The organism is Aneurinibacillus tyrosinisolvens (assembly GCF_001015055.1).
Taxonomy (GTDB): Bacteria; Bacillota; Bacilli; order Aneurinibacillales; family Aneurinibacillaceae; genus Aneurinibacillus_A; species Aneurinibacillus_A tyrosinisolvens.
Genome location: NZ_BBWZ01000005.1, coordinates 21,804 through 47,586 on the forward strand (window position 1 = coordinate 21,804; position 25,783 = coordinate 47,586).

At 48.3% G+C, this 25,783-nt stretch carries 31 protein-coding genes and 2 pseudogenes; 28 read left to right on the forward strand and 5 right to left on the reverse strand.

Features of this window, described 5'->3' with window-relative positions:
- The first annotated feature begins 5 nt into the window (after nt 1-5).
- From accC to spo0A, 18 genes and pseudogenes are all read left to right on the forward strand, one after another.
- The gene (gene accC / locus MBEAL2_RS06280) at nt 6-1,358 is read left to right on the forward strand and encodes an acetyl-CoA carboxylase biotin carboxylase subunit (protein WP_047151487.1); all 1,353 of its coding nucleotides are present in this window, start codon (nt 6-8) and stop codon (nt 1,356-1,358) included.
- Nucleotides 1,359-1,458: 100 nt separating this feature from the next.
- The gene (locus MBEAL2_RS06285) at nt 1,459-1,857 is read left to right on the forward strand and encodes an Asp23/Gls24 family envelope stress response protein (protein WP_047151488.1); all 399 of its coding nucleotides are present in this window, start codon (nt 1,459-1,461) and stop codon (nt 1,855-1,857) included.
- 43 nt (nt 1,858-1,900) lie between these two features.
- The gene (amaP, locus tag MBEAL2_RS06290) at nt 1,901-2,467 is read left to right on the forward strand and encodes an alkaline shock response membrane anchor protein AmaP (RefSeq protein WP_047151489.1); all 567 of its coding nucleotides are present in this window, start codon (nt 1,901-1,903) and stop codon (nt 2,465-2,467) included.
- Between the two features lie 10 nt (nt 2,468-2,477).
- Entirely contained in the window at nt 2,478-2,696 is a 219-nt protein-coding gene (locus tag MBEAL2_RS06295) for a DUF2273 domain-containing protein (protein ID WP_047151490.1), read from the forward strand.
- A gap of 153 nt (nt 2,697-2,849) precedes the next feature.
- A complete protein-coding gene (nusB, locus tag MBEAL2_RS06300) occupies nt 2,850-3,278 on the forward strand; it encodes a transcription antitermination factor NusB (RefSeq protein WP_047151491.1) in 429 nt (142 codons plus the stop codon).
- A 5-nt stretch (nt 3,279-3,283) separates the two neighbouring features.
- Nucleotides 3,284-4,273: a tRNA (adenosine(37)-N6)-threonylcarbamoyltransferase complex transferase subunit TsaD gene (locus MBEAL2_RS06305; protein ID WP_047151492.1), complete on the forward strand. Its 990-nt coding sequence runs from the start codon at nt 3,284-3,286 to the stop codon at nt 4,271-4,273.
- Nucleotides 4,270-5,133 (forward strand): bifunctional methylenetetrahydrofolate dehydrogenase/methenyltetrahydrofolate cyclohydrolase FolD, encoded by an 864-nt coding sequence (gene folD / locus MBEAL2_RS06310; RefSeq protein ID WP_047151493.1) that lies wholly within the window; start codon nt 4,270-4,272, stop codon nt 5,131-5,133. Before MBEAL2_RS06305 ends, folD begins: the two co-directional genes overlap by 4 nt.
- Nucleotides 5,134-5,157: 24 nt before the next feature.
- Nucleotides 5,158-6,536 (forward strand): annotated as a pseudogene (xseA, locus tag MBEAL2_RS06315) (exodeoxyribonuclease VII large subunit).
- A complete protein-coding gene (gene xseB / locus MBEAL2_RS06320) occupies nt 6,517-6,762 on the forward strand; it encodes an exodeoxyribonuclease VII small subunit (RefSeq protein ID WP_047151494.1) in 246 nt (81 codons plus the stop codon). The pseudogene xseA and the gene xseB overlap by 20 nt, the downstream one beginning before the upstream one ends.
- Nucleotides 6,759-7,655 carry a polyprenyl synthetase family protein gene (locus MBEAL2_RS06325; protein WP_152667719.1) on the forward strand — a complete coding sequence of 299 codons (897 nt, stop codon included), beginning with the start codon at nt 6,759-6,761 and terminating at the stop codon, nt 7,653-7,655. Before xseB ends, MBEAL2_RS06325 begins: the two co-directional genes overlap by 4 nt.
- A 190-nt stretch (nt 7,656-7,845) precedes the next feature.
- Complete coding sequence (locus MBEAL2_RS06330; protein ID WP_047151495.1) at nt 7,846-8,085, forward strand: hypothetical protein; 240 nt, start codon at nt 7,846-7,848, stop codon at nt 8,083-8,085.
- A gap of 455 nt (nt 8,086-8,540) precedes the next feature.
- A complete protein-coding gene (gene dxs / locus MBEAL2_RS06335) occupies nt 8,541-10,424 on the forward strand; it encodes a 1-deoxy-D-xylulose-5-phosphate synthase (RefSeq protein ID WP_047151496.1) in 1,884 nt (627 codons plus the stop codon).
- The gene (locus tag MBEAL2_RS06340; RefSeq protein WP_152667720.1) at nt 10,425-11,240 is read left to right on the forward strand and encodes a TlyA family RNA methyltransferase; all 816 of its coding nucleotides are present in this window, start codon (nt 10,425-10,427) and stop codon (nt 11,238-11,240) included.
- Nucleotides 11,241-11,387: 147 nt separating this feature from the next.
- The gene (locus MBEAL2_RS06345) at nt 11,388-12,245 is read left to right on the forward strand and encodes an NAD(+)/NADH kinase (RefSeq protein WP_047151498.1); all 858 of its coding nucleotides are present in this window, start codon (nt 11,388-11,390) and stop codon (nt 12,243-12,245) included.
- Between the two features lie 42 nt (nt 12,246-12,287).
- Nucleotides 12,288-12,737 (forward strand): transcriptional regulator AhrC/ArgR, encoded by a 450-nt coding sequence (gene ahrC / locus MBEAL2_RS06350; protein ID WP_047151499.1) that lies wholly within the window; start codon nt 12,288-12,290, stop codon nt 12,735-12,737.
- 18 nt (nt 12,738-12,755) lie between these two features.
- The gene (recN, locus tag MBEAL2_RS06355; protein WP_047151500.1) at nt 12,756-14,480 is read left to right on the forward strand and encodes a DNA repair protein RecN; all 1,725 of its coding nucleotides are present in this window, start codon (nt 12,756-12,758) and stop codon (nt 14,478-14,480) included.
- 133 nt (nt 14,481-14,613) lie between these two features.
- Nucleotides 14,614-15,939: pseudogene (gene spoIVB / locus MBEAL2_RS06360) on the forward strand (SpoIVB peptidase).
- A 223-nt stretch (nt 15,940-16,162) separates the two neighbouring features.
- The gene (gene spo0A, locus MBEAL2_RS06365; RefSeq protein WP_047151501.1) at nt 16,163-16,939 is read left to right on the forward strand and encodes a sporulation transcription factor Spo0A; all 777 of its coding nucleotides are present in this window, start codon (nt 16,163-16,165) and stop codon (nt 16,937-16,939) included.
- Between the two features lie 308 nt (nt 16,940-17,247).
- Here spo0A and MBEAL2_RS06370 read toward each other — a convergent pair whose 3' ends face one another.
- Complete coding sequence (locus MBEAL2_RS06370) at nt 17,248-17,469, reverse strand: aspartyl-phosphate phosphatase Spo0E family protein (RefSeq protein ID WP_047151502.1); 222 nt, start codon at nt 17,467-17,469, stop codon at nt 17,248-17,250.
- Nucleotides 17,470-17,674: 205 nt separating this feature from the next.
- On the opposite strand from MBEAL2_RS06370, the gene fabI reads away from it, so the two are divergent.
- Nucleotides 17,675-18,445: an enoyl-ACP reductase FabI gene (gene fabI, locus MBEAL2_RS06375; protein WP_047151503.1), complete on the forward strand. Its 771-nt coding sequence runs from the start codon at nt 17,675-17,677 to the stop codon at nt 18,443-18,445.
- A 26-nt stretch (nt 18,446-18,471) separates the two neighbouring features.
- Nucleotides 18,472-19,305 carry a PHP domain-containing protein gene (locus MBEAL2_RS06380; protein ID WP_047151504.1) on the forward strand — a complete coding sequence of 278 codons (834 nt, stop codon included), beginning with the start codon at nt 18,472-18,474 and terminating at the stop codon, nt 19,303-19,305.
- Nucleotides 19,306-19,342: 37 nt separating this feature from the next.
- Here MBEAL2_RS06380 and MBEAL2_RS06385 read toward each other — a convergent pair whose 3' ends face one another.
- On the reverse strand, nt 19,343-19,792 hold the full coding sequence (locus MBEAL2_RS06385; RefSeq protein ID WP_047151505.1) for a GNAT family N-acetyltransferase: 450 nt from the start codon (nt 19,790-19,792) through the stop codon (nt 19,343-19,345).
- A gap of 95 nt (nt 19,793-19,887) precedes the next feature.
- Here MBEAL2_RS06385 and MBEAL2_RS31660 point away from each other — a divergent pair, with 95 nt between their 5' ends.
- The 7 genes from MBEAL2_RS31660 to MBEAL2_RS28950 all read left to right on the forward strand — a co-directional run bounded on the left by MBEAL2_RS31660 (nt 19,888) and on the right by MBEAL2_RS28950 (nt 23,403).
- The gene (locus MBEAL2_RS31660) at nt 19,888-20,064 is read left to right on the forward strand and encodes a hypothetical protein (protein WP_161798180.1); all 177 of its coding nucleotides are present in this window, start codon (nt 19,888-19,890) and stop codon (nt 20,062-20,064) included.
- Between the two features lie 174 nt (nt 20,065-20,238).
- Complete coding sequence (locus MBEAL2_RS06390) at nt 20,239-20,793, forward strand: phosphatidylglycerophosphatase A family protein (protein ID WP_047151506.1); 555 nt, start codon at nt 20,239-20,241, stop codon at nt 20,791-20,793.
- Between the two features lie 75 nt (nt 20,794-20,868).
- Nucleotides 20,869-21,282 carry a hypothetical protein gene (locus tag MBEAL2_RS06395; protein ID WP_047151507.1) on the forward strand — a complete coding sequence of 138 codons (414 nt, stop codon included), beginning with the start codon at nt 20,869-20,871 and terminating at the stop codon, nt 21,280-21,282.
- Nucleotides 21,283-21,433: 151 nt separating this feature from the next.
- Nucleotides 21,434-21,589: a hypothetical protein gene (locus MBEAL2_RS31665; protein ID WP_161798181.1), complete on the forward strand. Its 156-nt coding sequence runs from the start codon at nt 21,434-21,436 to the stop codon at nt 21,587-21,589.
- Between the two features lie 122 nt (nt 21,590-21,711).
- Nucleotides 21,712-22,335, forward strand: a complete 624-nt coding sequence (locus tag MBEAL2_RS06400; protein WP_047151508.1) for a stalk domain-containing protein — start codon at nt 21,712-21,714, stop codon at nt 22,333-22,335.
- Nucleotides 22,336-22,450: 115 nt separating this feature from the next.
- On the forward strand, nt 22,451-22,831 hold the full coding sequence (locus tag MBEAL2_RS06405; RefSeq protein ID WP_047151509.1) for a DUF4912 domain-containing protein: 381 nt from the start codon (nt 22,451-22,453) through the stop codon (nt 22,829-22,831).
- Nucleotides 22,832-22,917: 86 nt separating this feature from the next.
- On the forward strand, nt 22,918-23,403 hold the full coding sequence (locus MBEAL2_RS28950; protein ID WP_152667721.1) for a hypothetical protein: 486 nt from the start codon (nt 22,918-22,920) through the stop codon (nt 23,401-23,403).
- Nucleotides 23,404-23,430: 27 nt separating this feature from the next.
- Here MBEAL2_RS28950 and MBEAL2_RS06415 read toward each other — a convergent pair whose 3' ends face one another.
- Nucleotides 23,431-23,919, reverse strand: coding sequence for a DUF1885 family protein (locus MBEAL2_RS06415; RefSeq protein WP_439644830.1), 489 nt, complete (start codon nt 23,917-23,919; stop codon nt 23,431-23,433).
- Between the two features lie 201 nt (nt 23,920-24,120).
- Here MBEAL2_RS06415 and MBEAL2_RS06420 point away from each other — a divergent pair, with 201 nt between their 5' ends.
- Nucleotides 24,121-24,633, forward strand: a complete 513-nt coding sequence (locus MBEAL2_RS06420) for a MarR family winged helix-turn-helix transcriptional regulator (RefSeq protein WP_047151692.1) — start codon at nt 24,121-24,123, stop codon at nt 24,631-24,633.
- 35 nt (nt 24,634-24,668) lie between these two features.
- Here MBEAL2_RS06420 and MBEAL2_RS06425 read toward each other — a convergent pair whose 3' ends face one another.
- Nucleotides 24,669-25,328, reverse strand: a complete 660-nt coding sequence (locus MBEAL2_RS06425; protein WP_047151511.1) for a FixG Ig-like domain-containing protein — start codon at nt 25,326-25,328, stop codon at nt 24,669-24,671.
- Nucleotides 25,282-25,656 carry a 4Fe-4S binding protein gene (locus MBEAL2_RS30040; RefSeq protein WP_161798182.1) on the reverse strand — a complete coding sequence of 125 codons (375 nt, stop codon included), beginning with the start codon at nt 25,654-25,656 and terminating at the stop codon, nt 25,282-25,284. Before MBEAL2_RS30040 ends, MBEAL2_RS06425 begins: the two co-directional genes overlap by 47 nt.
- Nucleotides 25,657-25,783: the final 127 nt, after the last annotated feature.

The window sequence follows — 25,783 nt, forward strand, 5'->3', positions numbered from 1 at the left end:
TTTCTATGTTTAAAAAAGTCTTAATAGCTAATCGTGGAGAGATTGCTGTCCGGGTTATTCGCGCGTGCCATGAACTGGGGATTAAAACGGTTGCCGTATATTCAACCGCTGATAAAGACGCTCTGCATGTACGGCTGGCAGATGAGGCGTACTGTATTGGGCCAACGGCTTCCAAAGACAGCTATTTAAATATGACAAATCTGATGACCGTAGCGACAACAACCGGAGTGGACGCTGTTCACCCGGGGTATGGGTTCCTCGCTGAGAATGCGGACTTCGCAGAAATTTGTGCCGCGTGCAACATTACGTTCATCGGCCCCGAGCCGCAGGCTATCGTGAAAATGGGAGATAAAAACATCGCCCGCGAAACGATGAAAAATGCAGGGGTCCCAATCGTGCCGGGAACGGATGGCCTGATTACCGACATTGATGAAGCGATCCGTGTCGCAGAAGATGCGGGCTATCCTGTTATTGTAAAAGCGACCGCAGGCGGCGGCGGAAAAGGAATGCGCGTTGCCCGTACGAAGGAGGAATTGATTTCTTCCGTTCGCCAGGCGCAGGTTGAGGCGCAGGCAGCGTTCGGGAATCCGGGTGTGTATTTGGAGAAGTATCTTGAGGATACGCGCCACATTGAGATTCAGGTTATCGCGGACAAACACGGGAATGTGTGCCATCTGGGTGAGCGGGATTGCTCGATTCAGCGCCGGCATCAGAAGCTGGTGGAAGAAGCGCCTTCGCCTGCTCTCGATGAAGAGACGCGTCACCAGATGGGAAGCGCTGCTGTTGCGGCTGCCGCAGCTGTGAATTACCATGGAGCCGGCACGGTAGAGTTTCTGCTGGATAAAGACGGGAAGTTTTATTTTATGGAGATGAATACCCGCATCCAGGTAGAACATCCGGTTACAGAGTGGATTACCCGCATTGATTTGATAAAGGAACAAATTATGGTCGCCGCAGGTCATCCGCTGTCTTTCAAGCAGGAAGAGGTAGAAATTATCGGGTGGGCGATTGAATGCCGGATTAATGCTGAAAACCCTGCCAAGAAATTCATGCCGTCCCCGGGAACGATCCGCTCCTATCTCCCACCGGGAGGCTTTGGCGTCCGCGTTGACAGTGCAGCATATGAAGGGTACCAAATCTCGCCTTTCTATGATTCGATGATTGCCAAAATCATTGTGTGGGGAAAGGATCGCAACGATGCCATCCAGCGCATGAAGCGGGCGCTGGCCGAGACGGTCATCGATGGCGTGCACACAACCATTCCGTTCCATTTAAAGCTTCTGGAACATGAAATGTTCGTGGAAGGCAATTTCAATACGAAATTCCTTGAAACGTATGATTTGAAAATAGAAGAGTAGGCTGCAAAAACTACACCTCCTTTCAAAGAGCAAAATTGTCTTATAGCGTGATGGTTGCTATAATAGGCGTAGAATAAATCTTTGAAGGAGGTGTTATTTATTGGAAGCAGGTATTGAATTTTCACAGCTTGATTTGGGAAGAATTGAGATTGCCCCTGAAGTTATCGAAGTCATCGCCCATATGGCAACATCCGAAATTGACGGTGTAGCCGGGCTAAGCAGCGGAATCGTAGGTGATTTAGTAGAGCGCCTGGGCCGTAAAACAGGCCGCGGCGTGCGGGTGGACGTGAAAGATAAGGAAGCGGCAATCGATCTTTATATTATTGTTGAATTCGGACAGCAAATCCCTGACGTAGCACAGAAGGTGCAGGATAATGTTCGGGATTCTATCCAGAACATGACGGGCCTTATTGTAACGCAGGTGAATGTACATATTGTGGATGTTCATTTAAAACAGGAAAAGAAAGCATTATCCGAAGAGGCACACCGCGTTCGCTAGAAAGGCTCCATAGGGGGTCTTGCTTATTTGAAGGAGGACGTTCGTGAATTTATTTGATCGCTTTATTCTAACGCTCTACAGCCTGGCACTCGTTGTTGTTTCCTTATTTGTTATGGCTACAAGCCTAAACCTTATTTCTTACGAATACGTCATGGCGATTATCGAAGAAATGTATTCGTCATCCCGGACGAGTCTTATTTATTTTGCAGCTGCAGCCATTTTCTTTTTAATTAGTGTTAAGTTTTTGTTCACAAGCCTGAGGGGAGCCGGACGCCAGCCTGCTCCGCCAGCTGTCCGCAGCACGACGGAATACGGTGATGTCCGCATCACGATTGACACGCTCGAAAGCCTGGCCGCACATGCCGCAAAAAAGGTGCGCGGCATACGGGACTTGAAAGCAAAAGTAAGACCGGAGGAAAACGGTACATCGGTTCACATTAAAGTTACAGTGGACGGAGACACCCCGATCCCTGTGCTTGTGGAGCAGGTTCAACAGGGCGTGAAGCAGCATGTGGAATTGATTGCAGGCGTGGTAATCTCCGAGGTCACTGTGCTTGTGTCTGAGGTAGCACAGGCGAATACGGGAACACGCGTGCGGCGTGTGGAATAGAGGGATGCCTATGTTCTGGCAATTTATTATGGAGAACAGGGGAAAGGCCATTGGCATAACAGCAGGTTTCATTTTCGGTTTGCTGTTTCTACTCGTAGGCTTTTTTAAAACGATTGTATTCTCGGTGTTTGTAGCGACGGGATTTTACTTCGGACGTAAGTTTGACAACGAAGAGGACCTTGGAGAAGTGCTGGATCGAATTCTTCCCGGAAAGTTTACGAAGCGATAACAGGTGAAAATGTGAAAGGGAGATACTTCCGGTATATTGTAAATGAAAGCGTCAATTCCTTACAATAAAAAGGATTTGGCGCTTTTTTTGAGGAATGGTAATTTAGTAGTGGGTAAAGATAGTAAATACGGATAATACAAAAGGTGGTTGCTAATGAATCGACGTGAATCTCGCGAGAAAGCAGTGCAAGTATTGTTTTCGATTGATATGACGCAGACGGATCCAAAGGAAGTACTGGGAAACCTGATGGAGGAAAACGATGAGGTAAGCCGGGAAGATGCGGATACACAATTCCTTGCCGCGCTTGTTGAAGGGGCGGTCCGGCACCAGGCCGAAATCGATCAGATCGTAAGCCAGAACTTGCGGGGGTGGACAGTTGGCCGCCTGGCCAATGTCGATCGGGCCATCCTGCGCCTCGCAGGGTATGAGATGATGTACCGGGATGATATCCCGGTCGGTGCGACGCTTAATGAAGCGGTTGAGCTGGCTAAGCTGTTTGGAACAGACGATTCCCCGAAGTTCATTAACGGTGTGCTATCGAGCATGGCCAAAGACATTGAAAAGGGCAAACAAGAGGAATAGCGCCTATGGACGTTATCCTAGGAATTGATACGAGCAATTACCGCACATCTCTCTGTCTCGTTGACACTGAAGGGAAAATTGTGGCGGAAGAAAAGCAACTGCTGTCCGTTGAGGCAGGCGAAAGAGGGCTCCAGCAGTCTGAAGCTCTCTTTCAGCATGTCAAGCGCCTGCCAACGCTTGCCAGGAAAATGGCCGTGGAAGGCCAGCGCCTTGCCGCCGTGGCTGTCAGCCGGAGCCCGAGACCTGTGGCAGGCAGTTATATGCCGGTATTTCTTGCAGGAGAGATGGCGGCAGAGATGCTCGCCCATTTTACTCAAATTCCGCTCTACTATACGTCCCACCAGGAAGGACATATCGCGGCAGGGGAATGTACAACGGACACGCCGCTTGTGGCGGATGAATTTCTGGCTGTACATCTGTCGGGGGGGACAAGTGAGCTGCTCGCGTGCAAACGCACGGCCGACGGGTACGAGATTGAATGCATAGGAGAGACGAACGATTTGCACGCAGGACAATTAATTGATCGGGTTGGCGTCGCGCTGGGACTTCCCTTTCCTGCCGGTCCGTACCTTGAGCAGCTTGCTGCGAAGACAGATGAGCATCCGGAAACGGAAGCCTTCTCGGTTCCTTCTTCCGTTTCCGGCTATTCCTTTAGTTTCTCGGGACCGGAGGCTGCTCTGATGCGGGCAGTAAAGCAAGAGGTAAGCCCGCCGCTCATCGCCCGGGCGGCTGAAAAATGCATTGCGGCCACGCTGGAAAAAGTACTAAGAAGGGCAGCGGAGAATGGGTTTCCGCGCGATATGCTTATCGTCGGCGGGGTTTCAGCGAATCGGTATATCAAGGAGCGCCTCGTGAAAAGATTAGTCCATCCCGCGGTAAAAGCACGCCTTTATTTTGCAGATCCTGCCTATGCAGGGGACAACGCGTTTGGTGTAGCCCGAATCGGGCTTGCAAGGTGGAAACGAGAAAAAGCGGACAGGGGGTTTTATTTATGACAGCAACGGTGATAAGCGGAAAAGAAGTAGCGGACGATATTCGTGCCGCATTACGGGAGGAAGTAAACGGTTTAAAGCAGCATGGAATTCTTCCGGGGTTAGCCGTGATTCTCATCGGTGACGACCCCGCTTCGCACTCGTATGTAAAAGGAAAGATTAAAGGGTGTGAAGAAACCGGGATTTATTCTGAGGTTGTATACAAAGAAGCAGCGATTACCGAGGGTGAGCTATTGGATTTAATCGAAGCTTTTAATGAAAATCCGAACATTCATGGAATTCTTGTACAACTCCCTTTGCCTGCTCATATTTCTGAGAAGGCAGTCATTGATAAAATCCGGGCCGATAAAGATGTGGATGGATTTACACCCGTGAATGTGGGGAATATGTTAATTGGGAACGATTGCTATTTACCGTGCACGCCCCATGGTATTATTGAACTCATCAAGCGTTCAGGGCAGGAAATTTCTGGCAAGCATGCGGTTGTCATCGGGAGAAGCAATATTGTAGGAAAACCGGTAGCTATGTTATTATTGCAGGAAAACGCAACCGTAACAATCGCCCATTCACGCACACAGGATTTAGCTTCGGTGACAAAACAGGCCGACATTCTCGTCGTTGCCGTTGGAAGAGCGGAAATGATTGGTGCAGAATACATAAAACCGGGCGCTATCGTTATTGACGTAGGCGTGAACCGGGCAGCGAGCGGGAAGCTCGTCGGCGACGTGCAGTTTGAATCCGTTAAAGAGGCAGCCGGCTACATTACCCCTGTGCCGCGCGGCGTCGGCCCGATGACGATTACGATGCTTTTAAAAAATACCGTAGAAGCGGCAAAGAGGCTCGCGGGTCTGCCGCAGCAATAACGGGAGACAGGAAGGGCGAGCGCAGTGAACGAAAACCGGCAGATTTTTTCTGTGAAAGAAATTACCCGGTACATTAAAGACACGATCGAGTTTGACGAACTGCTGCAGGATGTGTGGATCCGGGGTGAGCTTTCGAATTTCACCCACCACTCCCGCGGACATATGTACTTCACCGTCAAAGACGAGGAGAGCCGGATGAAAGGCGTCATGTTCGCCGGACATAACCGGTACCTTAAATTTATCCCCAAGAACGGAACCCGGGTTTAATCCGAGGTTCCATCTCTGTGTATGAGAGGGACGGGCAGTACCAGCTGTATGCAAAAGAAATGCAGCCCGATGGAATAGGGAGCCTGTATCTCGCATATGAACAATTAAAGGAACGCCTTGAAAAAGAAGGATTATTTTCGCCGGAACGAAAAAAGGCCATCCCGGCATATCCTCGGACCATCGGTGTCATTACGTCGCCGACCGGTGCAGCTGTACGCGATATTATTACCACAATCAAACGGCGGTACCCGGCAGGCCATATTTTGCTGTTCCCGGTTGCTGTGCAGGGGGAGTATGCGCCCCCCGGCATCAGCCGGGCCATCAGACAGCTGAATGAACGCGGAGAGGTGGATGTCATTATCGTTGGCCGGGGCGGCGGCTCCATCGAGGAATTGTGGGCGTTCAATGAAGAATCGGTTGCCCGGAGCATTTTTGATTCCGCCATTCCGGTCATTTCTGCTGTTGGGCACGAAACCGACTTTACGATTGCCGACTTCGTCGCTGATATGCGTGCCGCCACACCTACAGCCGCCGCTGAGATCGCTGTGCCTAATATCCTCGAACTGAAGGAGAGGATTCAGGGGTTATCGGGACGGCTGTCTACCTCGCTTCGCTACCAGGTCAGGCATATGCGGCAGCGGCTGGAAAAGATTCAGCGTTCTTATATCTTCCGCCAGCCTGGAAGGCAGATCGTTCAGTATGAACAGCAGCTTGATCGGCTGCAGGAACGGTTGAACAAAGCGGGGATTCAGTACAACAGGCAGAAACGAAGTGAATGGAACGAGCTGCACCAATCTCTTCTGCGGCACAATCCCGGGCTTCAGGTTGAGCGTGCCCAGAACAGCGTCCTGCAGCAGACGGAACGCTTGAAGAGGGCCATGGAGACAGCGCTGCATACTGCCTCAGAGCAGCTCGATCGGAAACTCGCAAAGCTGGACGCGCTGAGTCCACTCAAGGTGATGCACCGCGGCTATTCGCTTGTATTTAAAGATGGGATTCAGGAGCGCCAGCTCGTGAAAAGCGTAAACGATGTCAATCCGGGTGACCCGATTAAGGTACAGCTTAGAAACGGAACGCTGGATTGCCAAGTATGGGGAATTGAAGGAGAGAAGATAGATGGCCAAGAAAAAGAATGATTTGCCGTTTGAAGAGGCGATGGAGAAGCTGGAAGAGGTTGTGGAACAATTAGAAGCCGGGGAGGTGCCGCTGGAGAAGGCCATCGCTCTTTTTCAGGAAGGAATGGAGCTTTCGCGAACGTGCAGCAGCAAGCTGAGCGATGTTGAACAAAAAATAGAAATGCTGCTTGAACAGGAAGGGGAGCAGAAGGTTGTTCCGTTCGAATTGGAGGGAGAAGAAGAGTGAGGGATGCTCGCCTTGCAGAATACATAAACGAAAAAGCGGCCCTAATTACAGACCACCTGTTAAAATCACTCGATACCCCGGATATACCTGAGGCGCTGCGCCAGTCGATGTCGTATTCGCTGCAGGCGGGGGGGAAACGGCTGCGCCCGGTTCTTGTTCTTGCCACGCTTGAAGCTTTTGATAAACCCGCTGATGCGGCGGTTCCGATTGCCTGTGCGATTGAAATGATTCATACTTATTCGCTTATTCATGATGATTTACCGGCAATGGATAATGATGATTTTCGCCGGGGAAAACCGACGAACCATAAAGTATACGGGGAAGCGATGGCGATTCTAGCGGGGGACGCTCTTCTCACCTATGCATTCGAGGTGATTTGCCGGGCGGAAAACCTCGGAGTTCCAGCCTCTCGTCTTCTGCGGATTATATCCGAGCTTGCCTCCTGCGCCGGGGCGAAGGGAATGGTTGGCGGGCAAGCCGCCGACATGGAAGCGGAAAACAAGCAGCTTTCCCTAGCGGAACTGCAGTATATTCACCAGCATAAGACCGCTGATCTGCTCGTGTTCTGCGCGCGCGCCGGGGCCATACTGGCCGGCGCCTCCGAGCGCCAGCTGGCCTCGCTTACCCGGTATGCAAACAATATCGGGCTTGCCTTCCAAATAAAAGATGACATTCTTGACGTCATCGGTGACGAAGAAAAAATCGGCAAGCCGGTGGGAAGCGATGCAGAGCGCAGCAAATCAACGTACCCGGCTCTGCTCGGGCTGGAGGAATCAACGGCGATTCTGCATACGCTAATCGAGGATGCCGGGGAGGCGTTAAGGGAAGCTCAGCTTCCAAGCGACAGCCTCCTGCATTCCCTCGCTGCTTTTATCATCCAGCGCGACCACTAGTAATGAGGCTTGATTCATTGTTGAAAGCCGGTATTTATGCTATAATTTAAAGTACCTGAAGAGTGGTGCAGTATTCTAGTCAGTCTACCCTTTCTGAAGGCGGGGCTAAAAATCCGCCAAAGGGCACATCGATGAAGTCCCTGGTGCAGGCTCACGACGCCCAGTCGGGGGTCTGTGGTGGGGGTTAAGGTTGGAGGGCGATCCACAATGGCATGTGGGCGTTGACCCTCCTTCCGCGGAGGCCCAGGTGCGTGGCATCGCGATAGCATCGCTTGCCATGGCCTGGGGTATGAACCTGTATCCAGTCCTGTTTGCTGTTTGCGCAGGAGTGAACGTACAGCGTAGCCTGCCTTGCGTGGTGCAGAAGGGATTGCCGGATTCAGGATTCGCGTTTTTTTTGGCCAAAAAATACGATTTCGGTGCGGCATGAAATTTGTACTGCAAAAGAGGCTAGGAAGGCGGTTCAGGGCTGTAGAGGAAATCTCCTAGACTGTTCGCACGCAGCGTAGCTTTGTGAGGATTGAAGTGTGTACTAAGTGGCAATCCAGTCCGGCTTCCGGTGACGGAGCTGAGAGAAGCGTAAAGGGAAACCGCCCGTAACGGCGACGTTGGGGTGTCTTTTCTGGGAAATCCTACTGGACCTAAGACACAGGTTTTACTCGCAGAGTGACCACTCTCTTACATATCGACGGCGGGTCGTGACCATACTGGTTGCGGCTTTTTTACTGATAAGAAAGTATATCTTGCTTTAAAGTCATAGAGAAAAAGACCGTAAGGTTAAAAACGTTAGAGTCAATTGGTTTTTATTTTTTGTTTGTGATACCATGTTGTTAATTTCACCGTATAGTATACTAGAATGAAACGCGCGAAAGTGAGGAGTTTTCCTTGTTATCGACCATCAACTCCCCTGAGGATTTAAAAAAACTAAATATTGCCGAGTTAACTGAACTTGCCGGGGAAATAAGAGAGTTTCTCGTTTCCAACCTTTCCGTAACTGGAGGGCATCTGGCACCGAATCTTGGCGTTGTAGAGCTAACGCTTGCTTTGCACTATCTTTTTAACAGCCCACAGGACAAGTTTATCTGGGATGTAGGGCACCAGGCGTATGTCCACAAGATGCTGACAGGGCGTATGGAGCAATTTGACACCCTGCGCCAATACAAAGGATTGTGCGGATTTCCAAAGCGAAATGAGAGCGAGCACGATGTGTGGGAAACCGGGCACAGCAGCACCTCCCTGTCAGCAGCGATGGGAATGGCGATTGCCCGTGACCTGAAAAAAGAAAAACATAATGTCATTGCTATCATCGGAGACGGCGCTCTAACAGGCGGGATGGCCCTGGAGGCGATTAACCATATCGGCCACGAAGGTAAAAATTTGACGATTATTTTAAATGATAATGAAATGTCCATCGCTCCGAATGTCGGGGCTCTGCATAATTACCTTGGTAAATTAAGGACGAACGGCAGCTATAAGCGAGCGAAAGAGGAAGCGGAATACTTGCTCAAAAAGATACCCGCCGTCGGCAACACGGTGGCTAAAATGGCGGAGCGGCTAAAGGATGGCATGAAATATCTCGTTGTTCCCGGGGTTTGGTTTGAGGAATTAGGCTTTACTTATCTCGGACCGATCGATGGCCACGATTTACCAGGATTGATAGAAACCCTGCGCCAGGCGGAAAACACCAAAGGGCCTGTCCTTGTTCACGTCATCACGAAAAAAGGAAAGGGCTATGCGCCTGCAGAAGCCGCCTCAGATACATTCCATGGAGTCGGCACATATAAAATAGAGAGCGGAGAAGTCTATAAGGCAGAAGGGCCTCCCAGCTACACGAGCGTCTTCGGCAAAACGATCGAGAAGCTGGCTGCCGATGATCCGCGCATTATTGCGATTACGGCAGCAATGCCGAGCGGCACAGGGCTTACCGGGTTCGCTAAAAAGTTTCCGGAACGTTTCTTCGACGTTGGAATCGCCGAGCAGCATGCGACGACGATGGCAGCCTCCATTGCTACACAGGGGTTAAAGCCGGTGTTCGCTGTGTACTCGACCTTCTTACAGCGCGGATATGACCAGCTCGTTCACGACGTATGCCGGCAAAATCTAAATGTAACGTTTGCGATTGATCGTGCCGGGTTTGTTGGAGCCGACGGCGAGACACACCAGGGTGTGTACGACATCGCTTATCTGCGAAGCATTCCAAATATGACGATTATGATGCCGAAGGATGAAAATGAGCTGCAGCATATGGTAAATACGGCGCTTCACTACGAGGAAGGCCCTATCGCATTCCGCTATCCGCGCGGGAACGGAGAGGGCGTAAAGATGGATGAAGAACTGAAGGTGCTTCCGATTGGTAAAGCGGAGGTTCTTCGGGAAGGAGCGCACGTCGCTATCGTTGCGTTCGGAAACATGGTGCCTACCGCCTACAAAGCGGCTGACCTGTTGAAGGCCGAAGGAATCCAGCCGATGCTCATTAACGCGCGCTTTGCCAAACCCCTTGACGAACAATTGCTTAATGCGCTTGCAAGAGACGGATACAGCGTGATTACGCTTGAGGAAGGGTCTTTGAAGGGCGGCTTCGGCAGTGCCGTGCTTGAGCATTATGCAGGGGCCGGTTACCACGATATGGTCGTGGAGCCAATGGCGATTCCGGATTATTACGTAGAGCACGGAAGCGTGGGCGAACAGAGAGCGGAAACGGGATTAACGCCGGAAAACGTGGCGCAGAAAGTCCGCTCCCTATGGCCGGCGAGGAGGCAAAGAGCGTAGCTGATGGCAAGAAAAGAACGAATTGACGTACGGCTTGTCCAGGAAGGATTTTTTCCAAGCAGAGAAAAAGCGAGGGCCGCAATCATGGCGGGCCTCGTTTATGTGGAAACCGAACGGTATGACAAGCCCGGAACAAAAGTGGATGCAGAGAAGCCGATTTCCGTCAAGGGACAGGTTCACCCGTATGTCAGCCGGGGCGGGCTGAAACTGGAGAAGGCGCTCCGGACATTTAATATTGACTTGACCGATGCGGTTGTGATGGACATCGGCGCTTCCACGGGCGGATTTACGGACTGTGCTCTGCAGCACGGGGCACGGCTTGTGTATGCAATTGATGTCGGGTATGGCCAGTTAGACTGGTCGCTGCGGCAAAATGAAAAGGTTGTCGTTATGGAGAGGACAAACTTCCGCCATTTAAAGGCGGAGGAGTGGCAGGGGGAAAAGGTGCAGTTTGCCACCATCGATGTATCGTTTATTTCTCTCCGCCTCATTCTTCCCGTCCTTAAGGAGTTCCTTGATGAGGGGGCCCGTGTGCTGGCGCTCGTTAAGCCGCAGTTTGAGGCTGGCAGGGATCAGGTTGGAAAGCATGGTGTTGTCCGCGATCCGGCTGTTCATAGGGAAGTTCTGCGGAATACGCTGCAATTTAGCCAGCAAATCGGCTTTCACATGAGAGGCGTCTCCTTCTCTCCGATTACAGGCGGAGAAGGAAACATTGAGTTTCTTTTCGACCTTGAATGGTCCTACCTGCCTGCTGCCCAAATCGATTGGGAAGGGAAAATGGACGAAATTGTCCGTGAGGCGCATGCAACGTTTTAATGGAACCGGCGTGTGAATGAGCGTCCAAGGGGTGGCACTAACCTGCCGCCTCTTTTTGCATTTTTATGCATTTCTTTTTGAAAAAAGGTATAATAGGAAAAGAAAAATGCTGTTCGCTGTTTACCCTTTTATATTGAGGTGTTTTTTTTGAAAACCATTGGAATTGCAATGAATAAGGATAAACCGAATGCCTGGCTTGTGGCACGTGAGCTTGTAAGGCTTCTTGAAGAGAAGAACGCCGGCGTATACATTGATCAAGTCGTAGCGAACCACATAGAAAGACAGGACCTCGCGCTTCCGATTGCGGATTTTCATAAGCATGTTGATATTATTTTCGTGCTTGGCGGAGACGGTACACTTATCGGGCTAGCGAGGGAAATTGCTCCGCACTCCATTCCGATCCTCGGGATTAACCTCGGGCACCTCGGATTTTTGTCGGAATCGGAGCCGGATGACTTACCGCATGCTGTTGATCAGATTTTGAATGGGGATTATTGCGTGGAACACCGGATGATGCTGGAGACGGAAGTTATAAGAAATGGAAACCGCATCAATCAATCGGTCGCACTTAACGATATCGGCATTGCCAAAGGAAGCTTTGGACGGATGATTAAGTGTACAGTATATGTTGATGATTTGTATGTAGGGACATATAACGGTGACGGCATTATTGTTTCCACCCCAACAGGCTCAACCGCTTATTCGCTGTCTGCGGGAGGGCCGATTGTCGTCCCGTATATTAGCGCGATTTTACTTACACCTATAGCACCGCATTCCCTCACGGCCAGACCGATGGTTCTTCCCTGTGATGAAGAAATACATGTCGTAGTTGATGCCACGCACCAGGATATTGGACTTACGATTGACGGCCAACTGGGCTACCCGCTGGAGCTGGATGATGAAATTGTCATCCGCCGCTCCCCGCATATGACTTCACTAATTAAATGGAAAGAGCGGAGTTTTTTTGAGGTCGTCCGGAAAAAATTGCAGGGGGAAGGTCCGTAGACAGGGCTATCCGCCACTGAGGTTTAACATGGAGGGAAAAGTATGAATAAGGGCCAGCGCCATATAAAAATCAGGGAAATTATTACACGCAATGACGTTGAAACACAGGATGAACTTGTGGACTTTCTTTGCGCAGCGGGTTTTAACGTGACCCAGGCCACCGTATCAAGAGATATTAAAGAACTGCACCTTGTGAAAGTGCCGACAAACGACGGAAGATATAAGTATTCCCTGCCGGCGGATCAACGCTTTAACCCTCAGCATAAGCTGAAGCGGACGCTTATCGACAGCTTTATAAGCATCGATAAGACAGACAACCTGCTGGTAATGAAAACAATGCCGGGGAATGCCAATGCCGTCGGTGCTTTAATCGATAACCTGGAATGGCCGGAAATCCTCGGTACGATATGCGGGGATGATACCATTCTTATTATTTGCCGCGGCAGAGAAAATGCGGACGAAATGTCGCAGCGTTTTATTGACATGCTTTAGGCGAGGAGGGTCTTTGCGATGCTTCTTGAATTAACCATCAAAAATTTTGCAGTAATTAAACAAGTCTCCGTTTCCTTTGGGCGGGGGCTTACTATCTTAACCGGTGAGACCGGTGCCGGAAAATCGATTCTAATTGATGCACTCGGCCTGCTCCTTGGAGCAAGAGGTTCTTCTGATTACATCCGTTATGGCTGCAAAAAAGCTGAAATTGAGGGGCTGTTTGACTTCGAAGGTGAAGCTCCTGCACTCGGTATTTTGCGGCAGCTTGGGGTGGAAACGGAAGAAAGTATGATCATCGTACGCCGTGAACTTACAAACGCAGGGAAAACGATTTGCCGCATTAATGGGCAGCTCGTAACGCTGGCGATGCTGCGTGAACTTGCCCCGTGGCTCATTAATATTCACGGGCAGCATGAACACCAGTCCCTCATGCAGGGAGAGCGCCACATCGACTGGGTTGATGCTTTTGGTGATGAAAAAGCGAGCCCGGCTCTCCGGGAGTTCGGCAAGTTGTATAGCCGCTATCAGGAGCTGCGTTCGGAGCTTGACTACATTTCTTCCAATGAGCGGGAAATGGTGCAGCGCATGGATATGTACCGGTTTCAACTGGAGGAAATCGTGTCTGCGAACCTTAAGCCGACAGAAGATGAGGAACTTCACAAGGAGAGAAAGCGCCTGACCGGCGGTGAGAAAATGGTACGGGGTCTCGAAGATGCCTATCAGTCGCTTGTTGGGGAACAGCGCGGGGTTGATTGGGTGAGTAACGCAATGGCCAATTTGGAGACGGTGCTGCCCTATGATGAAGAATTGCGCGAAACACATCAGATGATTGAGAACGCGTTCTACCAAATTGAGGAGGCGGCACGAACGATAAGGGCCTACCGCGACAACATCGAATTTGATCCGGAGCGGCTGTCCCAAATCGAGAGCCGATTGGATGAAATCACACGTTTGAAACGAAAGTATGGCCTTTCCGTAGATGAAATTCTCGAATATGCGGCATCGATTGAAGATGAACTGGACGGCATGGAGAACCGGGACTCGCGGATTGAAGAATTGCAGAAGAAGCTTAGGGAGACGGCCCTGGACCTGGCAGTGGAAGCGATCGAGCTGTCCCAGATTCGCGCGAAAGTATCACATACACTGTCCGCAGCCATCGAACAGGAGCTAAAGGATCTGCATATGTCACGGGCACGGTTTGAAATTGCGGTCACCCAGGAAGAAGATCCGAAAGGACTTGATATCGAAGGGACCAAATTCCGCCTTACATCCAGAGGGATCGACCAGGTCGAGTTCCTTATCGCTCCGAACCCCGGGGAGCCGCTGCGCCCTGTCTCCAAAATCGCATCAGGCGGGGAGCTGTCCCGTATCATGCTGGCGATGAAGACCATTCTGGCGGATGCGGAAAATATTGATACCATGATTTTCGATGAGGTCGATACCGGGGTGAGCGGACGTGCGGCCCAGGCGATTGCGGAGAAGCTTGTCCGCGTTTCCCGCAGGCGGCAGGTTCTTTGTATTACGCACCTGCCGCAGGTGGCAAGCATGGCGGATGCCCACCTGCGGATTGAAAAACAAATGGACGAGCAGGAAACCCAGACAAGCGTTGAGCAGCTCACGTATGAGGAACAGGTCATCGAGCTTGCAAGAATGCTTGGAGGCGTTGAAGTCACGGAAACAACAAGGGAACATGCCAGGGAAATGCTGGCCCAGGCAGCGCTAATCAAAGAAAAACTGGGTTGATTACTAAACAGGAGGGGCAAAAGGAATACATTGTTTAAGGGTACCGTGTTATAAATGCAGCCGCGTACGGAAACATTAGTAGTACAGAAATATGGAGGTGTAGGTAGGGAACGTGTAGGAGCGTGATGACCCGTTGAACACCCGTAACAGAAAGAATACAGTACTAGGCTGCATTTTACTTGCACTCGCTCTTTTCACTTTCTCATCAGCCCCTTTTCAGCAATTTGCGTCCTTCCCGGAGAAAATCCGAACGTTCCAGGGCTCCCTTGAGCAATTGTCACTCACCGCTCCGGTTATGGGCACGCTGGAAACGAGCAACCCGGAGGTCATTGAGCTAGACCACGCAAATCGTGTCAGCCAGGTTGATTTGCGCCACCCGCTTACCATTCAGTCACGCAAACCGGGCGATGCAAAGGTCACACTAAAAGTTGCCAGCATTCCCATTAAGACGGTTGATGTAAAAGTACTCCCGGATTTGAAGGTTATTCCAGGCGGACAGTCAATCGGAGTACAACTGCACACCGTCGGGGTTCTTGTTGTTGGCCATCATTTAGTGGACAGCAAAGGCAAAAAGATATCGCCGGGAGAACTTGCCCATATCCGCGTGGGCGATATGATTACGAAGGTAAATGGGATTTACATTAATGACATGGAAGAAGTAGGCAAGCTGGTTAATGAGTCCGGAAGGAGGGCAATCCGGTCCAGCTGGAAATTACACGCGGCAAAGAAAAGATGGACGTTGAATTAACCCCTGTGCTGGACGAAAAAGAAAAATCGTACCGGATGGGCCTTTTCATCCGGGATTCGGCTGCCGGGGTAGGAACGCTTACCTTTTACGAGCCCAAAAGCACGAAGTATGGAGCCCTTGGCCATGTCATCTCTGATATTGATACCGGAAAGCCGATTGCTGTCGGAGACGGGCATGTTGTCCAGTCCAGTGTAACTTCCATTCAAAGAGGGCAGAACGGAATGCCGGGAGAAAAATATGCCACATTTAAAAACGAAAAATGTCAAGCTGGGCAATATTGAGAAAAACACGCCATTTGGCATTTTTGGCAAAATGCAAAAGCTGCCGGAGAACAACCTGGAACACCAGGCGATTCCTATCGCACTTACCGAACAGGTGAAGCCGGGTCCAGCCGAAATTTATACGGTCGTGGACGGACAGACCGTTGAAAAATTCAAAATCGAAATTGTAAACGTCATTCCCCAGAAGTACCCTGCGACCAAAGGGTTAATTCTTAAAGTAACCGATCCTGTGCTCCTTAAGAAAACAGGCGGGATCGTGCAGGGAATGAGCGGAAGCCCCATTGTCCAAAACGGCAAATTAGTCGGAGCGGTGACGCATGTGTTCGTCAACGATCCGACAAGCGGATACGGAACATTTATTGAGTGGATGCTGCAGGATGCCGGAATTAACACGGATGACCAGTCAACAGAAGAACTCAAGGCGAGCTAACCAGCCTTGAGTTTTTTTATCCGACTCCTTCTGCAAAAAGTCGAAATTATAGGATATACGTCGAAAACTAATAAGCATTTTTATGCAGGATATGCTAGGACTGCGTCGAAGTTAGAAGGCGGAGAAAAAAATGATGGCTGCACCTGGCATACATGTGTGAAACGCACGATTGAGACGTGCCGATCCTATAATAAATACAGACACATAAAAGGAGCGAAGAAACTTGAATAATATAAGGGTCATTCTTGCAGACGATAATCGTGAATTTACTGAATTGCTTCGGGAGTATTTAAACGCTCAGGCAGATATAGAAATTGTAGGTGTTGCTTACAATGGAAATGAGGTACTGAACCTCTTGAATCATACATTACCTGATGTTTTAATTCTGGATATTGTCATGCCTCACCTTGACGGTTTGGCGGTTCTGGAACAAATACGCGGCATGAAATTGCCCGTGATGCCCAAGATTATTATGCTGACTGCGTTCGGCCAGGAAGAAATTACAAAAAAAGCAGTAGAACTTGGGGCCGCTTACTACATTCTTAAGCCGTTCGACATGGATGTGTTGGCCAACCGCCTGCGTCAGGTAGCCGGGACGAGCCCTGCCGTCCGCAGCCTGCAAACTCCTTCTATGCCGCCAAAGGGAAGAAACCTGGACCAAAACATCACAAACATCATTCACGAAATTGGAGTGCCTGCGCACATTAAAGGGTATTTGTATTTGCGTGAAGCCATTACTATGGTATACAATGACGTAGAATTGCTCGGTTCCATTACAAAAATATTGTACCCGGAAATCGCAAAAAAATTTAACACAACGGCGAGCCGTGTTGAGCGTGCCATCCGCCACGCGATTGAGGTAGCGTGGAGCCGGGGGAATATGGAGTCGATCGGCAAATTCTTCGGGTATACAGTAAGCAACAGCAAGGCAAAGCCAACGAATTCCGAATTCATTGCCATGGTGGCGGACAAGCTTCGCATTGAACACCAGGTGAGTTAAGCAGTATTTGTTATAATAAACGTATACATGAAAAAGGCCGCTTCGATGAAACGGCTTTCTTTTCTTTAGTAGATAAGAAAGTATAACTTTCTTATCTACATAAGGGCAACTAAGGCGATCGCCAGCGCCTGCGGCTTGGCGCTAGCCAAGTTTTCTTTATGATTGAAATCAATTCCAGAAAATGATATTTTTATTTTTATATTATGCAAATTCGCAGCAGGGGAGTGAGCCGCGAAGTGAAAAAAATGTCGAAGATTTTGTATTTTGTTATGGCTTTGGCACTCATTCTGTCCACGATTGTACCGTTTTTACGTTAAGCAAAGCGATGCTTTATTCGTTGCCCGATCATATAGGTTTAATTTTTGATCCAGCAGCTGGCTGATTTTTACGACAGCAGGATCAGAAAGGTTTTTTTTCTGCTCTGCGACCTTGTGCATCTGTTCCCGAAGGGCAGCAATTTCGTCGTGCAATGATTCCTCTAGCGGGTGGAAATGACTTGCCTCCTGATTTGAAACATAAACCTGCAGCATAAGGTCTTCCTCTCCTTAACATAAAATGAGTGATAGGCATCAGATTTAATTTCCAATTTATTACCACCTGTGGCTCTGCTTGAAACCCTATTATTAAACAATCAAAGGGCAGGTAAGCTTTTTATTTTAATATAGTGAATGGAACGGTAAAATATGTATGGATGAAAGAGCAGCCTGTAAATTTATACATAGGAGGAAATTCGGAATGGATATTTTGAAAGGAAAAAACATACTCATTATGGGCGTGGCAAATAAGCGCAGTATTGCCTGGGGGATTGCCCGTTCACTGCATGCCGCAGGTGCGAACTTATTATTTACATACCAGGGTGAACGCCTGAAGGAGAATGTAGAGGAACTGGCCTCCACGCTTGGGCAGGAACGCACGATCCTTATTTCGTGCGATGTGACGAGCGATGAAGATATTAAAGAAGCGTTCTCTAAAGTAAAAGAAGAGGTTGGCGTCCTGCACGGGATTGCGCATTGCATCGCCTATGCCAAATCGGAAGACCTTGAAAGCGGATTTGTGTCCACTTCCCGGTCCGGATTCGCTCTTGCTCACGATATTAGTGCTTATTCGCTTGTTGCGGTATCGAATGCAGCACAGGAGGTCATGAGTGGCGGGGGCAGCATTGTCACATTAACTTACCTTGGCGGTGAGCGGGTGGTACCGAATTATAACGTAATGGGCGTGGCTAAAGCCGCACTCGATATGAGTGTGCGCTATCTTGCCGCTGACCTTGGGAAGCAGAACATCCGCATCAATGCTATTTCTGCCGGTCCGATTCGTACCCTTGCGGCAAAAGGCATACGCAACTTTAACGATTTAACAAAAGGAGTCCCGGAAAAGGCGCCGCTTGGCCGCACAATCGATCAGGAAGAAGTGGGAGATGCAGCTCTCTTCCTGTTCAGCCATTTATCCCGGGGCATCACAGGGGAAGTCCTCCACGTCGATGCAGGCTACAATATCATGGGATAATGCTTTCTAAACAAGAGGTGAATACAATGGGAAAAGTGGATCTTCACTCACATACAGTAGCTTCAGACGGTACATGTACCGCACAGGAATCAATTGAGCGGGCAAAAAATAGAGGGCTTACGGCTTTAGGCATCACGGATCACGATACGGTAGCCGCTATTCCTGATGCAATACGGGAAGGGGAAAGGCTAGGGGTCGAAATCGTCCCGGGAATTGAAATCAGCTCTGTTGATGGAGGCAGGGATATTCATGTGCTGGGCTATTATATAAACATCGAGGATGCTGAGTTTCTTACGCGCCTGGAAAGCCTGCGGGATGTGCGCAACATAAGAAACCGCATGCTCGTTGAAAAGCTGAATGAACTTGGATTTCCCGTTACGATGGCGGAGGTCGAGAGCCGTAAAAAAGAAAAAACAGGCAACATAGGGCGCCCCCACATTGCTGAGGTGCTCGTTGAAAAAGGCTTTGTTTCTTCCATGCAGGAAGCGTTTGATAAATACCTGGGCCAGGATGGTGCCGCTTATGTAAATCCTCCGCGCATTTCTCCGGAAGAGGCAATCGATATGATTCACAAAGCAGGCGGCGTTGCCATTCTTGCCCATCCTGGTTTGTACAATGATACGCAGTTAGTCGAGCGGCTCATCGCCTACGGGTTGAAGGGGATCGAAGTTCACCACCCTGATCATAGCGAAGAAGATGAGAAGATATACGAACAAATGGCGGATAAGCATAGCTTATTGAAGACCGCAGGCTCCGATTTCCATGGATTTCGGAACGGGAAAGTGTTTCATGGGGATCTTGGTGAACGGTCCACGACAGTGGACACGGTTCGCAGGCTAAAAGAACTTGCCGGCAAGTGAAAAAAGAGAAAGGCGCATTCGTTGCGCCTTTCTCTAATTATAAGGATTTAATCATCTCGATGTGTTCGATGCCCGCATCCATAAAGATATCGCCTTGAGCCTCGTAGCCGAGCCGTTCGTAGAAAGGCCGGGCATGCGTCTGGGAATGGAGCTTAATCGAATGGTAGCCCTCCTGTTTGGCTTCCTCTTCTAGCTTCTTCATCAACAGGTAACCTACACCCCCGCTTCTGTGGGATGGAAGGACGGCGACCCTTTCCGCCTTGCCGATTCCTTTATTATACGCGCGCAGCCTTGCCGTGCCGACTGCCTGTCCGCTTTCGTCCAGGGCAATAAAGTGCCGGACAGCTCCGTTTGTTTCCTCATCATGTTCATCGATTTCCAATTCTTCGGGTACGTTTTGCTCCTGAATAAACACAAGGCGGCGAACTTCTAAGGCCTTCTCTTTCATAACCTGTTCATTCACTGCTTTGACTGTATATCCTGCCATGCGATCATCTCCTGTTTTTCACAAATGAAATTGCTGGTATATTTTACTTGCCATATGTACAACCTACAAGTAGTGCCGTTAGGAGGTTGTTATGTATGGAACTTGTCTATATTGTTGTATTTTCCTTTATTGCTCTCATTTTATTATTCATGGTCAGCTATTTGTTAGTAGTTGTTGTGAATCGGGTAAGTGATTACCCGGAATGGACATTGTCCGGAGAGTCTGTCCCAGCGGGAAAAGAACCTGAGTTTGACCACAAAGACCGGCCATAGGGCCGGTTTTTATTTATAGTATAGCCCATTTTGTAAAAACCGTCCTCCTTTCCATGCCCCCCCTTTCTAAAAGAATTGTGCGTTTAGCACTGTCATTGATGGGCCTGGCCGGCGATATGATGTAATAAGTACTTTTTTTACGCTGTCATTGGCTCGGAGAGGGGACAGATAATAATGAAAAAACAGGTACACAGCAGGGACGTACGAACAGCTGCATTAAAACGCCTGGATGAACGGGGAGTTATGATTGAAGATATAGCAGAAGTTGTCTACTTGATGCAGGCCCCATATAATGTTGGGTTAAAAATGGATGCATGCGTTGAAAGCGTCTACGCTGTTTTAGAAAAAAGGGAGGTCCAGCATGCAATCCTTGTTGGGACTGAATTGGATATCATGGCCGAGAAAAGAATGATGTCAGAGCCGCTGCAATCTATTGTGGAGATGGATGAAGGGCTATTCGGCTGCGATGAAACGCTTGCCCTCGGCTCCGTATTTGGTTATGGAAGTATTGCGGTCACTACATTTGGTCATCTTGATAAGCAGAAAATCGGTATTATTAAGAGGCTGGACACGAAGAGAGGAAACGGGGTGCATACTTTTCTCGATGATCTCGTCGCAAGTATCGCCGCCTCTGCCTCTAGCCGGATGGCACACCGCCTGCGGGATGAAGAAGAAGCGGAGCGAGAACGGCAATTGAACACGCAACATAATAATAAGCAGGCTGAATAACATTAGTAATTTGCAAATATTTTATGAAAGAGCACGTTCGAATATGAGTCGTTAATTGGATATTATAAAAAATCTTTGGATAACTATATAAATAAAGAGCAGCCAACTGATAGTAAAGCTCAACAGAGCGAAAAAGCTGCGGAGCCGGTAACGAATGCATCTGAACAAGTTCAAAAAGCAACCGGAGCAGGCGGAATCAGCCTAACACCTGTAGTAAATAAAGAAAATGAAACAGCCAATACTCCTGATGTGAAAACAACAACAGACACAATTGAAAACAAAGCAGAAGAGGTAAAACAGACCGGGGAAGCCGTGAAAGCTGAAGCTGATAATGCTGCCAGTAAAGTCACACAGCCTCAAGACGGAATGCTAAATGGTGACGGCAAAATTGATGAGGAAGAGACAGCGACAATAGCTGATAAAATCTCTGGATATTACCAGAGCATTGTTACAGGCTATCAAAAACTGTTCAGTGTCTTTTCTAAGTAATACAGTTTTTTAATCGAATAAAAGTTCTTCAGGCCTCTGCAGATTTTGCAGAGGCTTTTTATCATCCGGAAAAATATCACTGGAGAAAATAAGAAGTAGCTCTCATGTTCAGTATGATGCATAAGATATAAATAAACAGGAGGCGAGGTAAATGAACCCTTGGAATTGGGACTTGATCACCTTTCTTGGAGCTTCAGCCATTATGGAATACGTTCTGCAAAAACAAGTGGCGTGGAGAGTTTCTATCGATCTTCCAAAGGAATTCCCGATTGATGGCAGGAACGGTGGGAATAAGCGGATTGCGTAAGGAACACAGCCTCCCTTTTGTATGAATTATACAAATACAAAAAAGAGCCGGCGAGAGAAAAACAAAGCAGCTTAACAAGCGTATAAGAAAGTAGGTGAATGAATCGGAAAAGAGGGAGTAACATGAAACGAAAAGCGCTAATCCTATTATCTTCCCTGTTCGTGTCGGGAGTGGCAGCGGCATCAGGAAACGTTTATATGGGCAAGTACCCTGTAGCTGACGTGCAAATTAATGGTGCAAGCCTAAATGGGGAAAACCCTCCTGCTTTTGTAGTCAATAACACGACAATGCTTCCGCTTGAGAGCGCCGCGGAAAAAATGGGCGCTTTCGTACAAAAGGATGAGGCGACCGGCCAGACTTCGCTCATTAAGCCAAACGTCAATATGATTGTGGCGTCCGAAATTGGAGAAACAGAACGGAAAGATTATCAAATTAAGTCGCCATTTATGGTCGTATCAAAAGGAAATACAGTTTCCTTTGACATATTTGCAGACATAGATAATGTGCCAAAGATAGATTCGATTGTATTTAAAATTGTTGTACGCAGCCCTTCGGGAACGGAAGAATATGTAAGCTACCCGCAGAGCTACTCGACTGCGCGCAACGGAACCGCTTTTCTCTATACACACCACGTAAAGGGATTAAAATTTAAGCAGTCAGGGGACTATAAGGTTCAGTTAATTATGAAAGAAGGAAGCAGCGGAGAGTACCGTATGGTCGGAGAAAACATTATTCACTCTCAGTAAAATTTGCAGACCGGAATGTTTCTATTCGCATATACAAATGGTATAATAAAAAGTAAATATCAGATGTAAGACAATGCCAATTTTATTTTATTATAGAAAGGAAAGAGAGCAGCGAATGAAAGCAAAGCCTAAGAGGCGCACCTCCAAAAATAATTTGGATGGACCGAACATATGTGTTGCATGGAAAGATACACAGTCGCTTGTGGCATCATGGGACGTGAGAGACCCACAGAAGGAGGCCATTGAGCAGCGGTTTGCGATTCCGGTTTCTGAATTGCCGTTTGTGCTCCGGTTGTATGACATAACCGACCGAATGGTAAAGAATGATGGCCTTGATAAATATGTTGATTTCGACATTAATTTTCAGGCATCAAACTGGCTTCTATACGGAATGGAATGCACCCGGGAATATTGTGTGGAATTAGGTGTACGCATGGTGGATGGCCGGTATTATTCGCTGAAACAATCCGAACGGATTCTTCCTTATGCAGGATAATGAAAGGGCAGAGCGCATCTGCCTTTTTGTCTTTACAAACAGTTCTTACGCAGGAAGCGACTACTTTACATAAGATGAGGGAGAATATGACGAAGACGGAATCCATTATCGAATTCATTAAAGGCAACGGCTGCGAAGAAGAAGCTGCAAAGCAAATTAAAGAGAACGGGTACAAAGCGGTGCAGTCGATTGTTTTTCAGCTGGAGAACGAACTGCGCGCCTCGGCTACTGAAGCGGATTTGGAAGAGTGGAACGATTTCTTCACGAAAGCAAAACAGGCCGTTCCTTCTCCCGCCCAATACAGCCCGTCGTGGGATGGAATCTGGAAAGAGTTTCACTTCATCTATGAACGAAAAATAGCGGTTCTGGCACAAATTCCTATTTCGGAAAGAAAGGGAGATTGGCAGGTTATTTTCGACAATCCGTATTCGACCGAAGGGGCAGTCTGCCATGCGTCTTGCAGCCTGGCAGAAGCAGCTTATTTATATGCAGGCTACGAGTATAGTTTGAAGAAGGCAGAATACGTGAAGCTGCAAAAAGTAAGGGACTATATAACGGCACAGGGAAAATAAAAAAGCATCGTCATGAGACGGTGCTTTTTATTTTCGGGGATTATAATACATCACACGATCGTTGAACAGCTGGACCTGTGCTTTGTATTCCTTCCCTAGATGTTTACAAAATTCATTTGCCTTTCCTTTATCACCGTGCGTCGATTCCTCAGTCAGTGTAATCTGTATGTAATGTTCCTGGGTGGGCGTACTAACAGAAGAGGTTTCCTCATCTGCATCGGTTTTCGGCTGTGCCGCTTTTTTCTCAATCTGGCGGGAGCCGACCCCGACCAGTATATATTTGTACAGCTTGCTGTCCTTTCCCTGCAAGTAAAGCCACTGTCCGCGGGCCTCCGGTTTTTCTACAATCGTGTAAGGAAAGGCAGCGTTATTATACTCCCAGTCCAATTGCTTAGCTGTTTTGTTTACCATGTCTATGTAATGATTTATTTTTTCCTTCACATCCTGCAAGGACACCTGTTGAACGGTTGAACCTTCAACGAATGTTATGTACGCACTTCTGCCCAATCGACTCACTCCTGCTCCCGATTTCTATTTTCATCCTATTTTTCAGTTTAGCATCCCCTCCTCCCTTTGACAACCGAAAAGCCAGTGGAACATAAAAGGTAATAATAAGATGTTGACTAAATTTTTAGAAAAATATACTATTATATATAAATAAAATAAATTATATTTATTCTTATCGGTGGAGAAGAGGGGGAAGCGGTGGAAAATAGAATGACCGATACACATGAATTGCATGAAGTGTTGAACATACTCAGAGCGATTTCCGTTGTGAACAAGGATGACTGGGAGACGGCTGCCCGGAGGCTGGACCTTGATTCTGCGGTACAGCTTAACATTCTTTGGATTGTTTATTGCTATGAAGGAGTACGTGTAACCCAGATTGCCGACTGGACATTCTGGCATCCGTCTTCTGTTGTTATTCATGTAAAAAAGATGATGGAAAAAGAACTTGTTACCATTGAGAAGAGTGATAAAGACGGCCGCGTTGTTAATGTTTACTTGACTGACAAGGGAAAACGAATTATTGAGGATAGCCGCCTCCAGGCTCCAGACGTATTCCGCATTACACAGGCATTGGGGAATCTTGAAACAAAGTATGGAAGAAATGTTTCCGCTTTGTTCTATGAATGCCTCGAATTTTTGGCGGGTGAACTCCACGGACAGGATAGGATTAACTGGATCCGTGAGGGAGAAGATAAAATGAGAAGGCTGGCTGCGACCTAAGGATAATGAAAGGCCCCGAGAACCGGGGCCTTTTTTTACTTCTTAATGGGAAAAATATTAATTTGGCGTGTGATTTCTTTTCCGTCCTCATTCGCAATTTTAACCGTTATTATATTGCTTTGCCCTATGCTCGCCTGATCAACGCGGAACAGGAGGGGGATCGACTTTGTGGAATTTGGCCCGGTTTTTACCTCATTAGGCGCCTCTTCAGGGATTTTCAGATTCCACGCAGCGGGAATGTTTTCATAGTTAATATGAAAAACAGCCGGTTTATTTTTTAGGTTCTCAATTTGAAGATTGTATGTATAAATGATTCGGCCCTGTACAGGCACACCTTGGAGATTTTTGCCGATGCTTATGGCGAATCCTATGTTTGTGTAGATGGCGAAGAGCAGGAAGGAAGCCAGAACCATCATGAGAATTGTCAGCGCAAGGCCGGCGCCGCGGAACATATTGCGAACACCGCCTTTGCGCGAGTTTTTATCTGAAAGGATCATTTGCAGCATGCCATATGGGCAGGCGTTCCGGCAAAAATGATGGCGCAACCGGTTAATCATCACAAAGAAGAAGACAGATGTAATGCTATAAGCCCAGAGAGACCAGGCGGACGTATCCAAGTTTATAATTTCGTGCAGCAGGTCGGAGGGGTTATAGAAGTAAGCGATCATGCTGAATCCAATAAGCGGAGCAAACATGATGGATAGAGCGACATCGAGGGCGGTGCAGAGCGATTTGTTTTCTTTTTAGCCTTTTTGAGTGAGTGATTTTCGTTAAATAGCCGGAGAATGTATTGTGCGGGCACATCCAGCCGCAGAATTGCCGGCCAAACCACTGCGCAATGGAGACGAATGCAAAAACAAGCAGAAGAACGGTGAGCAGCAAAATGAGCCCGTCGCTGAAAGAAAAGCGCTGCCGCAATACGTAAAAGTGTAAATCTACTAAATCAATGCGGAAAATATCCAGCAGGGGAACAATAAAAAATAATAAGAGTATAGAAATTTGCGTAATCGTACGTTTTTTCACAATGCCCACCCTTTATCCAATTTTCTTTTGTTTCTCTGTAAATGAAGCATGTGTACTGCTATAATTTATTGTCGCACAACAGGCTGTGTAAGGTGAAGTGAACAGTTTGTGACCTTCCGCCTATTTC

Excerpts from the sequence above, each read along its gene's own strand:
- accC (WP_047151487.1), top strand. The coding sequence starts at position 6 with ATGTTTAAAAAAGTCTTAATAGCTAATCGTGGAGAGATTGCTGTCCGG.
- MBEAL2_RS06295 (WP_047151490.1), top strand. The coding sequence starts at position 2,478 with ATGTTCTGGCAATTTATTATGGAGAACAGGGGAAAGGCCATTGGCATA.
- nusB (WP_047151491.1), top strand. The coding sequence starts at position 2,850 with ATGAATCGACGTGAATCTCGCGAGAAAGCAGTGCAAGTATTGTTTTCG.
- MBEAL2_RS06305 (WP_047151492.1), top strand. The coding sequence starts at position 3,284 with ATGGACGTTATCCTAGGAATTGATACGAGCAATTACCGCACATCTCTC.
- folD (WP_047151493.1), top strand. The coding sequence starts at position 4,270 with ATGACAGCAACGGTGATAAGCGGAAAAGAAGTAGCGGACGATATTCGT.
- xseB (WP_047151494.1), top strand. The coding sequence starts at position 6,517 with ATGGCCAAGAAAAAGAATGATTTGCCGTTTGAAGAGGCGATGGAGAAG.
- ahrC (WP_047151499.1), top strand. The coding sequence starts at position 12,288 with ATGAATAAGGGCCAGCGCCATATAAAAATCAGGGAAATTATTACACGC.
- recN (WP_047151500.1), top strand. The coding sequence starts at position 12,756 with ATGCTTCTTGAATTAACCATCAAAAATTTTGCAGTAATTAAACAAGTC.
- MBEAL2_RS06370 (WP_047151502.1), bottom strand. The coding sequence starts at position 17,469 with ATGCTGCAGGTTTATGTTTCAAATCAGGAGGCAAGTCATTTCCACCCG.
- fabI (WP_047151503.1), top strand. The coding sequence starts at position 17,675 with ATGGATATTTTGAAAGGAAAAAACATACTCATTATGGGCGTGGCAAAT.
- MBEAL2_RS06380 (WP_047151504.1), top strand. The coding sequence starts at position 18,472 with ATGGGAAAAGTGGATCTTCACTCACATACAGTAGCTTCAGACGGTACA.
- MBEAL2_RS06385 (WP_047151505.1), bottom strand. The coding sequence starts at position 19,792 with ATGGCAGGATATACAGTCAAAGCAGTGAATGAACAGGTTATGAAAGAG.
- MBEAL2_RS31660 (WP_161798180.1), top strand. The coding sequence starts at position 19,888 with ATGGAACTTGTCTATATTGTTGTATTTTCCTTTATTGCTCTCATTTTA.
- MBEAL2_RS06390 (WP_047151506.1), top strand. The coding sequence starts at position 20,239 with ATGAAAAAACAGGTACACAGCAGGGACGTACGAACAGCTGCATTAAAA.
- MBEAL2_RS31665 (WP_161798181.1), top strand. The coding sequence starts at position 21,434 with ATGAACCCTTGGAATTGGGACTTGATCACCTTTCTTGGAGCTTCAGCC.
- MBEAL2_RS06400 (WP_047151508.1), top strand. The coding sequence starts at position 21,712 with ATGAAACGAAAAGCGCTAATCCTATTATCTTCCCTGTTCGTGTCGGGA.
- MBEAL2_RS06405 (WP_047151509.1), top strand. The coding sequence starts at position 22,451 with ATGAAAGCAAAGCCTAAGAGGCGCACCTCCAAAAATAATTTGGATGGA.
- MBEAL2_RS28950 (WP_152667721.1), top strand. The coding sequence starts at position 22,918 with ATGACGAAGACGGAATCCATTATCGAATTCATTAAAGGCAACGGCTGC.
- MBEAL2_RS06420 (WP_047151692.1), top strand. The coding sequence starts at position 24,121 with ATGACCGATACACATGAATTGCATGAAGTGTTGAACATACTCAGAGCG.
- MBEAL2_RS06425 (WP_047151511.1), bottom strand. The coding sequence starts at position 25,328 with ATGTTTGCTCCGCTTATTGGATTCAGCATGATCGCTTACTTCTATAAC.